Origin of the sequence: Leclercia sp. TB492 (assembly GCF_049974505.2) — a bacterium.
In the GTDB taxonomy this organism is placed as follows: Bacteria; Pseudomonadota; Gammaproteobacteria; order Enterobacterales; family Enterobacteriaceae; genus Enterobacter; species Enterobacter adecarboxylatus_C.
Window position 1 is genome coordinate 799,757 of the sequence record NZ_CM127572.1, and the last position, 13,165, is coordinate 812,921.

Here is a 13,165-nt window from a genome sequence, read left to right on the forward strand (position 1 = left end):
ATTAATTCACGGCTGACTGATGTTCTTCCGTGCCGCCGAAATCATTAATCGCCACCCATTTCACCGTGCCGGAAGTGGCCGTCGTCGCGCCGCCGATCTTCATCTCTTCGCGGGAGAAAGGTTTGATGGAGTGGCTCTCCACCGCCAGGTTTTTGCCTGCTGCGGCGAAGCTGGCGCTGGCCAGCGAGATATTCCACGGCGTGTTATTGCTGGCGACCAGATACTGACCCTTCGCTTCGCGCTTCATCTGCCAGCTCAGCTGCTTGAGGGCGTCAGCAGGGGAGCCCGCCAGCCCGTCGGGGCGGAAGAAGAGCTTGATGCGCGTGCGGAAAGCCAGCTGTAAGCGGCTCCGATCGCCGTCATTTTTCGCTTTCGGCGGGACTTCGAGGACGTTAAACCACAGCAGGGATTCCCGGTCTTTTGGCATGGTCTGGCCGAGCCAGGTAATGCGGATGGCCTGCCCCTGCTGTGGATCCACGCGACTGACCGGTGGAGTAATAATAAACGGCAACTTAATTTGCTGGGGATCGACCGTATCGCGGCCATCATCAAGCCAGGACTGCACCAGCAGCGGCTTATCGCCCCGGTTTTGCAGATTGACGGTGACGTCTTTCGCCACCTGCGGGTAAATAATCCGGGTGCCGGAAATCACAATATCCGCGCTGGCCTGCCAGGAGGTGCAGGCGGCGATAGCTAACGTCAGGGCGCATACGCTTTTGCTGAACGGGGAAATAAACAGTGGCATGAGGGCTCCCGGCGGTAATCAACGGCATTGCATTAAGAGAGGTGTGTGAATGGGGAAAATAGTAAGGCAGCCGCGAGGGGGAGAAGAGGAATAACGAGAGTAAAAAGAGAGGAAAAAAAAGTGGAATTGCCTGATGTTCAGGCAATTCCGGGCGTTAGCATCAGGCGACCTGAACCGGAATCGCCTTCGCGGTACGTTTCATGTCGTTGTCACCTTCAAAGTAGGCGACTTTCGGCTGCCAGCGGCGCGCTTCTTCATCGGACATCATGACAAAGCTGGCGATGATGACGATATCACCCACGTTGGCACAGTGCGCTGCCGCACCGTTGACGGAGATAATTTTAGAACCGCGTTCAGCCGCGATAGCATAGGTTGAGAAACGATTGCCGTTACTCACGTTCCAGATATCAATGGCTTCGTTTTCCAGAATACCCGCTGCGTCGAGAAAATCCTGATCGATCGCGCAGGAGCCTTCATAATGCAGATCGGCCTGCGTGACCTTCACACGGTGAAGCTTACCTTGCAGCATTTTGCGAATCATGACGTTACCTTAACTCTTTGTCGTATCCCCTCCCGAAGAAGGGGCTGAAGAAAACTAATCCGTTAGCATGGATATGCTCAGTGCTTACTGAGCCAGTTCAACTACTGTGTTATCGATAAGTCGCGCCTGGCCAAGCCATGCGGCAACCAGAATCACCGCGCGTTTGCTGTCAGCGGAGAGCGCCAGCAGGGTATCGGCATCGCGGATCTGGACATCGTCAGCACGTAAACCCCGATCGTTCAGCGTCTGTTCCGCCAGGGCTACAATCTCTTCGCTGCTCAGTTCTTTATTTTTCAGCTGGGTCGCCATGGTGCTCATCACCTTATACAGACCCGGGGCGATTTTACGCTGGTCGGCGGTGAGGTAGCCGTTGCGCGAGCTCAGCGCCAGGCCGTCTTTGGCCCGCACGATCGGCACGCCAACGATATCGATGTCGTAGCCCATGTCGGCCACCATTTTGCGGATCAGCGCCAGCTGCTGGAAATCTTTCTCACCGAAGCAGGCGATATCCGGCTGCACCAGGTTAAACAGCTTGCTGACGATGGTGGAGACGCCGCGGAAATGACCCGGACGGCTGGCCCCTTCCAGCATGGTGGAGATACCCGGCACGTCGACAAAGGTCGTCTCTTCCGTGCCTTTCGGATAGACATCATTCGGGGCAGGGGAGAAGACGAAATCGACCTGGTGCTTTTTCAGCTTCTCGCAGTCTTCCTGCAGCGTACGCGGGTAGCGCGCCAGGTCGTCAGCACGGTCGAACTGCATCGGGTTAACGAAAATACTCACCACCACCACATCGGCGCGGGCTTTGGCTTCGTCCACCAGCTTCATATGGCCATCATGCAGGTTGCCCATGGTGGGCACCAGCGCGATACGTTTACCTTCCTGGCGCAAGCGGCGGATGTGCTGGCGCAGCAGCGGCAGGGTTTCAATGATTAGCACAACAAGACTCCTTACTGGAAACTGTGTTCTTCACCCGGGTAAACACCCGATTCAACGTCGGCAATATACTGCCTGACCGCGCCGCGCATGTCGCCTGCGTCGCTAAGGAAATTCTTCGCAAATTTCGGGATATGCCCACCGGTGATCCCAAACGCATCGTGCATCACCAGGATCTGGCCGTCGGTGACGTTACCGGCCCCAATGCCGATCACCGGAATGGAGAGGGCCTCGGTGATACGTTTCGCCAGCGCGACAGGCACACACTCCAGCACCAGCAGCTGCGCGCCCGCGGCTTCTAAAGCCCGCGCATCATCAAACAGCGTCTGGGCGGCGTCACCGCGCCCCTGCACCTTATAGCCGCCAAAGATATTGACCGACTGCGGGGTTAATCCCAGATGGCCGCAGACCGGCACCGCGCGCTCGGTGAGCATGCGTACGGTGTCGATCAGCCAGGCGCCGCCTTCCACTTTGACCATGTTGGCCCCGGCGCGCATCACCGTGGCGGCATTCTCAAACGCCTGTTCCGGCGTGGCGTAAGCCATAAACGGCAGATCGGCGAGCAGCAGGCAGGCGGGGGCCCCGCGACGCACCGCCCGGGTGTGGTAAGCAATATCCTCTACCGTCACCGGCAGAGTGGAGTCATGTCCCTGGACCGTCATCCCTAACGAGTCGCCCACCAGCATGACGTTAATACCCTCTTCGGCAAAGAGTTTGGCGAAGCTGTAGTCATAGGCCGTAATAGTGGCGAAGCGCTGCTTGTCCTGTTTGCATTTCTGCAAGGTGGCGATGGTGGTTGGTTTCATACTGTTTCCTGATAGCCCAAAGCGAATCTTTGCGCATTCTAACAGTAACATTCGAGGGAACAATGATTTTAGGCAACCGATTAACCACAAATATTTTGTGGTTAATCAATAAAATTTTGCTGTTACCAGCGGGCAGGTTTTTCGGCGTTAAGCTGCGCCAGCAGGGCGCTCAGGCTTTCGCCATCGGGGAAGATCAGGTCAGGGGCAATTTCGAACAGCGGCCAGAGCATAAAGCCGCGGCGCTTCATGTCGTAATGCGGCACCGTCAGGCGCTCGGTGTTAATCACCGCATCACCAAACAGCATGATGTCCAGGTCGAGGGTACGCGGCCCCCAGCGCTCTTCTTTGCGCACGCGACCCTGCTGCAACTCGATGCGCTGAGTGTTGTCCAGCAGCGCCTCGGCGTTAAGCGCCGTGTCGAGCGCGATAGCGGCATTCAGGTAGTCGGGTTGGTCCTGGGGGCCCAGCGGAGGCGTGCGGTAAAACGAGGAGAGAGCGACAACGCGGGTCTGCGGGATGTCGCCCAGCGCCTGGACGGCAGCATTGACCTGCTCCAGCGGAGAAGCCAGGTTGCTGCCGATGGCGATATACGCCAGCGTCATGCCGCGCCTTCGCGACGCGGGGCGCGCTTGCGTGGACGACGGTGACGACGACGCGGTGCCGGCTCTTCGTCCAGATCGCCCAGCATGTCTTTCTGCGCCGGCGGTGCAGAAACCTGGAACTCACCCCACCACTGCACCAGAAGCTGCAGCTCGCGGTTGTTTTCCGCTTCGGCACGCAGGGCCATCAGATCGTAAGCCGCACGGAATTTTGGATGCTCCATTAACTTCCAGGCGCGTTTACCCTGACGACGGGACATCCGCAGCTGAAGCTGCCAGATATCACGCACCAGCGTGGTAATGCGTTTCGGGATCGCCAGCGAGCGGCAGGCTTCATCCAGCACGTCATTGGCGGCTAAGGCGAAGGCATCGTAATAGGCAAGGCCGCTTTCCTGGGCAATCTTCTGCGCCGTTTCCAGCAGCGGATACCAGAACATCGCGGCAAACAGGAACGCCGGGTTAACGCGCATATCGTTCTGAATGCGGTTATCGGTATTCTTCAGCACTTGATCGATGATGCGTTCCATCGCGCTGTCATCTTTTTCGGTGAAGTTACGCGTGATGGTCGGGAACAGGGGCTGGAACAGGCTGTATTCACGCAGCAGCTGATAGGTAGCAAAACCGTGGCCCGCCTGCAGCAGCTTCAGCGCCTCTTCAAACAGACGCGCCGGCGGCACATCGTTGATCAGCGTCGCCAGGCGCGGGATCGGCTCGGCGGTCTCGGGACTGATCTGCATATCCAGCTTGGCGGCAAAACGCACGGCGCGCAGCATACGCACCGGATCTTCACGGTAGCGCGTTTCCGGGTTGCCGATCAGGCGGATCACACCGGCTTTAAGGTCCGGTACCCCACCCACGAAATCGCGGACGGTAAAGTCAGCCACGCTGTAATAGAGGCTGTTAATGGTGAAATCGCGACGTTGGGCATCTTCTTCGATAGAGCCAAAGATGTTGTCACGCAGCAGCATGCCGTTCTGACCCTGTTGAGAGGTCGTACGGTCTGATGGCGTGCCTTCGTGATGACCACGGAAGGTTGCCACTTCGATGATCTCAGGCCCAAACATGACGTGGGCGAGACGGAAGCGACGACCGACCAGGCGGCAGTTGCGGAATAATTTACGCACCTGCTCAGGCGTGGCGCTGGTGGTCACGTCAAAATCTTTTGGCTTTTTGCCCAACAGTAAGTCACGCACCCCGCCACCAACGAGATACGCCTCATAGCCGGCTTTATTCAGGCGATAAAGGACCTTCAGGGCGTTTTCACTGATATCTTTGCGGGAAATAGCATGCTGCTCGCGCGGAATAACCGACATCGTATTTTGAACAATGACGTCATCCGCCATGCTCTCATCGCGGCTCAGCACCTTACGGCAAAAATTAGCGACTCGGGTAAAAATAATACACCTCGGTAGTGTGTGTTTCAGAATTCAGGACAAAAAATAGCGGCTAATCATAGCTCAGCGAGACGCATTTGAGAATGCTGGATTTTCGGCACGCGGTTTAGCGACCACTGGGCCACCGCTTTTTCCAGTAATTCTTCGGTTCGCAGATCCTGCCACTCATGTGTTACATCCTGGTTTAGAAATTGTAAAGCATTGATAAGAACAGGGCGAGGATCGCCTGTCGGTAATGCCGGGGCATGATTCTGTTTCGAGAGTTTCATCCCTTTTTCATTCACCACCAGCGGCAAATGGATATAGTCCGGTACCGGCCAGCCAAACAGCTGGTAGAGCGAAATCTGCCGCACGGTAGGTTCGATCAGATCGGCCCCGCGGACAATTTCGTTTACCCCCTGGAAATGATCGTCCACCACGACTGCCAGATTGTAAGCAAACAGCCCGTCCCGGCGATGGATAATAAAATCCTCGTCCGCCAGCCGTGGATCGGCATGGAGTTCGCCTTGCAACCGATCGGTAAACCGGGTGACCGGATGCTGTTGCACCACGCGTACCGCGGCGTTTTCCGGGCCGTGATGCAGCGTGCGGCAATGGCCGTCATAAACCCCGCCGACGCTCTGAATGCGCGCGCGGGTGCAGGTGCAGTAGTAAGAGAGTCCCTGGGCGTGGAGCCAGGCCAGACGTTCGCGATAGGCATCGTGACGTTGGGACTGCCACAGCACCTCGCCGTCCCAGTGCAGGCCGTAATGTTCCAGCTGACGCAGAATGGTCTCTGCTGCACCGGGAACTTCACGCGGGGGGTCAATATCTTCGATACGCACGCGCCAGATACCCTGACGGGCACGGGCTTGCAGATAGCTGCCAAGGGCGGCAATGAGCGAGCCAAAATGCAGTTCGCCAGAGGGGGATGGCGCGAAGCGCCCAATGTAGTCAACAGGCATAATTACACAGCGCAGAAAGTAATCAGGCGGGAGAAGACTCCCGCCTGTGATAGCGTTAAGACAGAACCGGGATTAACCGGCCATCTGTTTTTCGCGGATTTCTGCCAGCGTTTTGCAGTCGATGCACAGGTCGGCTGTTGGACGGGCTTCCAGACGACGAATACCGATTTCGACACCGCAGGATTCGCAGAAGCCGAAATCTTCGTCTTCGACTTTTTTCAGCGTCTTCTCAATCTTCTTAATCAGTTTGCGTTCGCGGTCACGGTTACGCAGTTCAAGGCTGAACTCTTCTTCCTGGGCGGCACGGTCTACCGGATCCGGGAAGTTAGCAGCTTCGTCCTGCATATGAGTAACGGTGCGATCGACTTCATCCCTGAGTTGATTACGCCATGCTTCAAGAATTCGCTTGAAGTGCGACAGCTGGGCTTCGTTCATATACTCTTCGCCCGGCTTCTCTTGATACGGCTCCACCCCAGCGATGGCGAGAATACTCAGGGACGATGTTTTACGGTTTTGCCCTTCTTGCATGTTGCTTCTCCTTAACACGCACTATCGATCCCCGTGTTGGGGGAAAAATCAGGCCGCTATAAATAGCAGATGCTTTTCCGGATGGCAATTATCTAAACGTAACACTTGACAAGCCTGTGAGGAAAAGCGTATTTGCGCACACGACCAGAACACTTAATAAACAACACTCAACCCCTTTTATAACGTGACGGGAAGAGCGGATCTCAGAGTCATATTATCGGCAGAAAGTTCCGCTTTATAAGCCAAAACCTCTACCCCCTGCTTTTGTGCCTCATTCAACAGTTGCGCGTACTTAGGGTCAATATGGCGGGCGGGTGAAAATCGTCCAATTGCGCTGTGCAATACCGCAAATAACAGCACGGCGCGCTTGCCTGCCGCCGCCACACTTATCAACTCCCGAAGATGCTTCTGCCCTCGCAGCGTGACCGCATCCGGAAAGTAGCCGTAATCCCTGTCAGCTAACGTCACTGATTTCACTTCAATATAGCACTCGGGTCGATCCTCTGCCTGCAACATAAAGTCGATTCTGCTGTTTTCCGCACCATATTTCACTTCACTTTTTAAGGCGTTGTAGCCGCGCAGTTCTGGAATTAAATCCAGACTAATCGCCTCTTTGACCAACTGGTTTGCCCGCAGCGTATTAACGCAAATATATTCTCCGTCGGCAGTCTGGGTTATTTCCCAGGTATGGGGGTATTTACGTTTGGTATTTTCGGAGGTGGAGTACCACACCGTATCGCCGGGCGTGGCGCAGCCGGTCATCGCCCCGGTATTCGGGCAGTGCAGGGTCAGGGCAACGCCCTCCGGCGTTACCACGTCGGCCAGAAAACGCTTGTAGCGTTGCACGAGCGTGGCGGGTTGCAGGGCAGGGATAAACTGCATACAGATTCCTTGTTATTCGGTAAGCCGCCAGCGCTGGAGCGGCGTATAGCGCGTGCGCCCGCCGGCAAAACGGCTCTCGTAAAGCACAAATTCATTCACCGGAAACGCCCACTGAAAACCCGGCGGCGGAATGGCCACCGCGTGGCTGGCATCGCGCAGCAGGGTGATATGCGGATGAAACGGCTGCGGGCTCTGGTAACAGCCGCTACGCGCCGCCTGGGCCCGCAGCATGTTAGCCAGCTGCAATAATCCCCGGGGCGGCTGGCGGGTGCCGAGCCAGACGACCCGCGAGCGCAGCCACTGTCCGGCATCGTCCAGCGTCAGGGTAAACCCCGGCTGGCGGATGCGTCCGGCCATCGCCGCCAGCGCCTGACGTTTCTCATCGCTGACATCGCCTAAAAACGCCAGCGTCAGGTGCAGGTTGGCCCCGGCCACCGGGCGGCCCGCTTCCGGGGCAAAATGGTCGGCGCGCCAGCGCACGATCTGGCGCTGGATCGGGGCAGGCATTTCAATGGCAAAAAACAGCCTTTTCGACTCAGACATACGGGGTACTCGGTAATGAATTGTGGCGATGCTACAATGTACGCCGTCTAAAGTTAACCCTCTGGAGCCTTTCGTGTCCCTGTTGCCGGTCGCCGCTGTCCTTCCTGAACTTCTCCTCGCGTTACAACACGCCCCCCAGGTTCTGCTTACTGCGCCTACCGGTGCCGGGAAATCGACGTGGCTACCGCTGCAGATCCTGGCGCAGGGAGGGATTAACGGCAAAATTATTCTGCTCGAACCTCGACGGATTGCTGCCCGCAACGTGGCGCAGCGGCTGGCGGATCTGCTGGGGGAAAAGCCGGGAGAAACGGTCGGCTACCGGATGCGCGCCGAAACCTGCGTGGGAGCGAATACCCGACTGGAGGTGGTCACCGAGGGGATCCTCACCCGGATGCTGCAGCAGGATCCCGAGCTGACCGGCGTGGGGCTGGTGATCCTCGATGAGTTTCACGAGCGCAGCCTGCAGGCGGATCTGGCTCTGGCGCTGCTGCTGGATGTCCAGCAGGGGCTGCGCGAGGATCTCAGGCTGCTGATCATGTCCGCGACCCTGGATAATGACCGGCTCCAGCGTCTGCTGCCGGAGGCCCCTGCGATCGTCTCTGAGGGGCGCACCTTTCCGGTTGAGCGGCGCTATCAGTCGCTCTCCACCCAGCAGCGTTTCGACGAAGCGGTGGCGGTCGCTACCGCCGAACTGCTACGCCAGGAGTCCGGCTCGCTGCTGCTGTTTTTGCCGGGGGTGATCGAGATCCAGCGCGTGCAGGAGCAGCTGGCCCGTCGCGTGGCCGACGACGTGGTGCTCTGCCCATTGTATGGCGCGCTGTCGCTGACCGAGCAGCGTAAGGCAATCCTGCCCGCCCCGGCAGGGAAGCGCAAAGTGGTGCTGGCGACCAACATCGCCGAAACCAGCCTGACCATCGAAGGCATCCGGCTGGTGGTAGATTCGGCCCAGGAGCGGGTGGCGAGTTTCGATCCGCGCACCGGCCTGACCCGCCTGCTCACCCAGCGCGTCAGCCAGGCCTCGATGACCCAGCGGGCCGGACGAGCCGGCCGTCTGGAGCCGGGTATCTGCCTGCACCTGACGCCCTTTGAGCAGGCCGAGCGCGCGGCGGCGCAGGGCACGCCGGAAATTTTGCAAAGCGATCTCAGCGGCCTGCTGATGGAGCTACTACAGTGGGGCTGCCGGGATCCCGCCCAGCTGAACTGGCTGGATCTGCCGCCTGCGACTAACCTTGCTGCGGCCCGCCGTCTGTTAACTCAGCTCGGGGCGCTGGCGGGGGAACAACTCACCGCCTTTGGTCAGAAGATGGCGAAGCTCGGCAACGATCCGCGGCTGGCGGCGATGCTGGCCAGCGCCGTGGGTGAAGACGAAATTGCGACGGCGGCAAAACTGGCGGCTATCCTTGAACAGCCCCCGCGAGGCGGCAGCTGCGATCTGGCCCAGGCCTTCTCCCGCAATCAGCCGGAGTGGCAACAGCGCGCCCGACAATTAAGTTCGCGGCTCAACAGCCGGGGTGGAGCCCCGGACAGCGACCGCGTACCCGCGCTGCTGGCAAAGGCGTTTCCCGATCGGATTGCCCGCCGCCGCGGGCTTGACGGGCGCTATCAGCTGGCGAACGGTATGGGGGCGATGCTGCAGAGCGACGACGCCATGACCCGCCACCAGTGGTTGATTGCGCCGCTGCTGTTGCAGGGCAGCCAGTCCCCGGATGCCCGCATTTTGTTGGGCTTAGCCGTGGACATTGATGCCCTTATCGCGGCATCGCCGGGCCTGGTGGAACAATCTGACACCGTCGAATGGGATGATGCTCAGGGCACGCTGAAGGCCTTTCGCCGGGCACAGATTGGTCGCCTGACGGTGAACGTCAAACCGCTGGCGAAACCCTCGGAAGAGGAGTTGCACCAGGCGATGCTCAACGGCATTCGCGATAAAGGGCTCAGCGTGCTGAACTGGACGCCTGAGGCGGAGCAGTACCGGATCCGCCTGCACTGCGCAGCACAGTGGCTGCCGGAATTTGACTGGCCGGCGGTGGATGAAGCATCGCTGCTGGCAAATCTGGAAAACTGGTTACTGCCGCAAATGAGTGGCGTACACTCCCTGCGCGCGTTGAAGGCGCTGGATGTTAAGGCGGCGTTACAGAACTTAACCGACTGGTCGTTACGCCAACGTCTGGATACCGAGCTCCCGGGGCATTACACTGTGCCCACCGGCAGCCGGATAGCCATTCGTTATCATGAGGATAATCCTCCGGCGCTGGCGGTGCGGATGCAGGAGATGTTTGGCGAGGCGACCACGCCTGCCATTGCCCAGGGCCGCGTGCCGCTGGTGCTGGAGCTGCTGTCGCCGGCCCAGCGTCCGCTGCAGATCACCCGCGATCTGGGTGCCTTCTGGGCCGGAAGCTACCGCGAGGTGCAGAAAGAGATGAAGGGGCGCTATCCCAAACATGTCTGGCCGGACGATCCGGCGAATACCGCGCCAACCCGGCGCACGAAGAAGTATTCGTAGCCGTTGTAGGTCGGGTAAGCGCAGCACCACCCGGCAAAAGCCCTCGCACAGAGGGTAACTTTGAGAGATTTCTTCTTCCTCCATCAGGGGGAAGAACTGAGAATCGGGCCCTTGCGCCTGATAGTTGCGGAGAGAGAGCATGGCGGGGAATGACCGCGAGCCAATTGGACGTAAAGGAAAGCCTACACGTCCGGCGAAAGAAAAGGCAGGCCGTCGTCGCCTCAGAGATGAGGAGTATGACGACGTTGATAATGAGTATGAGGATGAAGCGTCCGTGCCACGTAAAGGAAAAGGCAAAAAAGGTAAACCTCGTGGCAAGCGCGGCTGGTTCTGGCTGCTGCTGAAGCTGTTTATTGTTTTCGTCGTTTTGCTGGCGATCTACGGCGTCTATCTGGATCAGAAGATCCGTAGCCGTATCGACGGAAAAGTCTGGCAGCTGCCTGCGGCAGTGTATGGCCGGATGGTGAACCTCGAGCCGGAAATGACCATCAGCAAGAACGAGATGGTCAAACTGCTGGAGGCCACCCAGTACCGCCAGGTGACGAAGATGACGCGTCCCGGCGAGTTTACGGTGCAGGCGAAAAGCATCGAGATGATCCGCCGTCCGTTTGACTTCCCGGACAGCAAAGAGGGACAGGTGCGCGCGCGTCTGACCTTCGACGGCGATCATATCGACACCATCGAGAACATGGATAACAACCGCCAGTTCGGTTTCTTCCGTCTCGATCCGCGCCTGATCACCATGCTCTCCTCGCCAAACGGCGAGCAGCGTCTGTTTGTGGCGCGTAACGGCTTCCCGGATCTGCTGGTGGATACCCTGCTGGCGACCGAAGATCGTCACTTCTACGAGCATGATGGCGTCAGCCTGTACTCCATCGGTCGTGCGGTGCTGGCGAACCTGACCGCCGGACGGACGGTGCAGGGGGCAAGTACCCTGACCCAGCAGCTGGTGAAGAACCTGTTCCTCTCCAGCGAACGCTCTTACTGGCGTAAGGCCAACGAAGCGTACATGGCGGTATTGATGGACGCCCGCTACAGCAAAGATCGCATTCTTGAGCTGTATATGAACGAGGTCTACCTCGGTCAGAGCGGCGACAATGAAATCCGCGGCTTCCCGCTGGCGAGCCTCTACTACTTTGGCCGTCCGGTGGAAGAGCTGAGTCTCGACCAGCAGGCGCTGCTGGTGGGCATGGTGAAAGGGGCGTCGATCTACAACCCGTGGCGTAACCCGAAGCTGGCCCTGGAGCGTCGTAATCTGGTGCTGCGTCTGCTGCAACAGCAGCAGGTGATCGACCAGGAGCTGTACGACATGCTCAGCGCGCGTCCGTTAGGCGTGCAGCCGCGCGGCGGCGTGATCTCCCCGCAGCCTGCCTTTATGCAGATGGTGCGTCAGGAGTTGCAGACCAAACTGGGCGACAAGGTTAAAGATCTCTCTGGCGTGAAGATCTTCACCACCTTTGACTCCGTGGCGCAGGACGCCGCAGAGAAAGCGGCGGTGGAAGGCATTCCGGCCCTGAAAAAGCAGCGTAAGCTGAGCGATCTGGAAACTGCGATGGTGGTGGTCGATCGTACCACCGGCGAAGTACGGGCGATGGTCGGCGGGGCAGAGCCGCAGTTTGCGGGCTATAACCGCGCCATGCAGGCACGCCGTTCGATCGGTTCTCTGGCAAAACCGGCGACCTATCTCACCGCCCTGAGCCAGCCGAACCAGTATCGACTGAACACCTGGATCGCCGATGCCCCGATTGCCCTGCGCCAGCCGAATGGCCAGGTGTGGTCGCCGCAGAACGACGACAAACAGTACAGCGGCCAGGTGATGCTGGTGGACGCCCTGACGCGTTCCATGAACGTGCCGACGGTCAACCTCGGGATGGCGCTGGGTCTGCCGGCGGTCACCGATACCTGGCTGAAGCTGGGCGTGCCGAAAGATCAGCTGCATCCGGTGCCGGCCATGCTGTTAGGTGCCCTGAACCTGACGCCAATTGAAGTGGCGCAGGCGTTCCAGACCATCGCCAGCGGCGGTAACCGTGCGCCGCTCTCTGCGCTGCGTTCGGTGATTGCCGAAGATGGCACCCCGCTGTACCAGAGCTTCCCGCAGGCGGAGCGTGCCGTTCCGGCGCAGGCAGCTTACATGACGCTGTGGACCATGCAGCAGGTGGTGCAGCGCGGTACCGGTCGTCAGCTTGGCGCGAAGTATCCGGGGCTGCATCTGGCGGGTAAAACCGGGACCACCAACAACAACGTCGATACCTGGTTTGCAGGCATCGACGGACGTGAAGTGGTGATCACCTGGGTAGGCCGCGACAACAACCAGCCGACGAAACTGTACGGCGCCAGCGGGGCGATGTCGATTTACCAGCGCTATCTGGCGAACCAGTCGCCGGTTCCATTAACCCTGACGCCACCGGAAGATATCGTGGATATGGGCGTGGATGAGTCGGGTACCTTCGTGTGTGGCGGCGGGATGCGTAGCGTTCCGGTCTGGACCACCAACCCGGACTCCCTGTGCCAGGCGCCAGCGCCGCAGCCGACGGGTAACCCGTTTGAGCAGTCTTCTCCTCAGCAGCAGCCGCAGCAACAGCAGCAACAGCCGCAGCAGCAGAATGAGAAGAAGGACAGTGACGGCGTCGCGGGCTGGATCAAGGATATGTTCGGCGGTAACTAAGCAAAATCCCCTCTCCTGCGGGAGGGGGGATTTTCACCTCAATTAAACATCCCTCCAACAGTAAAACCTCTGTTTATTA

General features: G+C 58.9%; 12 protein-coding genes. 2 read left to right on the forward strand and 10 right to left on the reverse strand.

Going from position 1 to position 13,165, the window contains the following annotated elements; genetic code table 11:
* Position 1: 1 nt before the first annotated feature.
* The 10 genes from ACP4QI_RS03725 to thpR all read right to left on the reverse strand — a co-directional run bounded on the left by ACP4QI_RS03725 (position 2) and on the right by thpR (position 7,918).
* Positions 2-745: a fimbrial chaperone gene (locus tag ACP4QI_RS03725; RefSeq protein ID WP_260609622.1), complete on the reverse strand. Its 744-nt coding sequence runs from the start codon at positions 743-745 to the stop codon at positions 2-4.
* A 160-nt stretch (positions 746-905) separates the two neighbouring features.
* Entirely contained in the window at positions 906-1,286 is a 381-nt protein-coding gene (panD, locus tag ACP4QI_RS03730; RefSeq protein ID WP_032616579.1) for an aspartate 1-decarboxylase, read from the reverse strand.
* Between the two features lie 84 nt (positions 1,287-1,370).
* Positions 1,371-2,225: a pantoate--beta-alanine ligase gene (gene panC / locus ACP4QI_RS03735; protein ID WP_285127337.1), complete on the reverse strand. Its 855-nt coding sequence runs from the start codon at positions 2,223-2,225 to the stop codon at positions 1,371-1,373.
* Positions 2,226-2,236: 11 nt separating this feature from the next.
* Positions 2,237-3,028 (reverse strand): 3-methyl-2-oxobutanoate hydroxymethyltransferase, encoded by a 792-nt coding sequence (panB, locus tag ACP4QI_RS03740; protein WP_231313050.1) that lies wholly within the window; start codon positions 3,026-3,028, stop codon positions 2,237-2,239.
* Between the two features lie 122 nt (positions 3,029-3,150).
* Positions 3,151-3,630, reverse strand: coding sequence for a 2-amino-4-hydroxy-6-hydroxymethyldihydropteridine diphosphokinase (gene folK / locus ACP4QI_RS03745; protein WP_231313049.1), 480 nt, complete (start codon positions 3,628-3,630; stop codon positions 3,151-3,153).
* Positions 3,627-5,024 (reverse strand): polynucleotide adenylyltransferase PcnB, encoded by a 1,398-nt coding sequence (gene pcnB / locus ACP4QI_RS03750; protein WP_426495590.1) that lies wholly within the window; start codon positions 5,022-5,024, stop codon positions 3,627-3,629. The genes folK and pcnB overlap by 4 nt, the downstream gene beginning before the upstream one ends.
* Before the next feature lie 53 nt (positions 5,025-5,077).
* Positions 5,078-5,968 carry a tRNA glutamyl-Q(34) synthetase GluQRS gene (gene gluQRS, locus ACP4QI_RS03755; RefSeq protein ID WP_426495591.1) on the reverse strand — a complete coding sequence of 297 codons (891 nt, stop codon included), beginning with the start codon at positions 5,966-5,968 and terminating at the stop codon, positions 5,078-5,080.
* A gap of 69 nt (positions 5,969-6,037) precedes the next feature.
* The gene (gene dksA, locus ACP4QI_RS03760) at positions 6,038-6,493 is read right to left on the reverse strand and encodes an RNA polymerase-binding protein DksA (protein ID WP_012016093.1); all 456 of its coding nucleotides are present in this window, start codon (positions 6,491-6,493) and stop codon (positions 6,038-6,040) included.
* A 177-nt stretch (positions 6,494-6,670) separates the two neighbouring features.
* Positions 6,671-7,375: a DNA/RNA nuclease SfsA gene (gene sfsA, locus ACP4QI_RS03765; RefSeq protein ID WP_142488278.1), complete on the reverse strand. Its 705-nt coding sequence runs from the start codon at positions 7,373-7,375 to the stop codon at positions 6,671-6,673.
* A gap of 12 nt (positions 7,376-7,387) precedes the next feature.
* Positions 7,388-7,918 (reverse strand): RNA 2',3'-cyclic phosphodiesterase, encoded by a 531-nt coding sequence (gene thpR, locus ACP4QI_RS03770; protein ID WP_156262933.1) that lies wholly within the window; start codon positions 7,916-7,918, stop codon positions 7,388-7,390.
* Positions 7,919-7,991: 73 nt separating this feature from the next.
* Here thpR and hrpB point away from each other — a divergent pair, with 73 nt between their 5' ends.
* Positions 7,992-10,421: an ATP-dependent helicase HrpB gene (hrpB, locus tag ACP4QI_RS03775; RefSeq protein ID WP_426495566.1), complete on the forward strand. Its 2,430-nt coding sequence runs from the start codon at positions 7,992-7,994 to the stop codon at positions 10,419-10,421.
* A gap of 139 nt (positions 10,422-10,560) precedes the next feature.
* Positions 10,561-13,086 carry a bifunctional glycosyl transferase/transpeptidase gene (gene mrcB / locus ACP4QI_RS03780; protein WP_142488281.1) on the forward strand — a complete coding sequence of 842 codons (2,526 nt, stop codon included), beginning with the start codon at positions 10,561-10,563 and terminating at the stop codon, positions 13,084-13,086.
* Positions 13,087-13,165 lie beyond the last annotated feature (79 nt).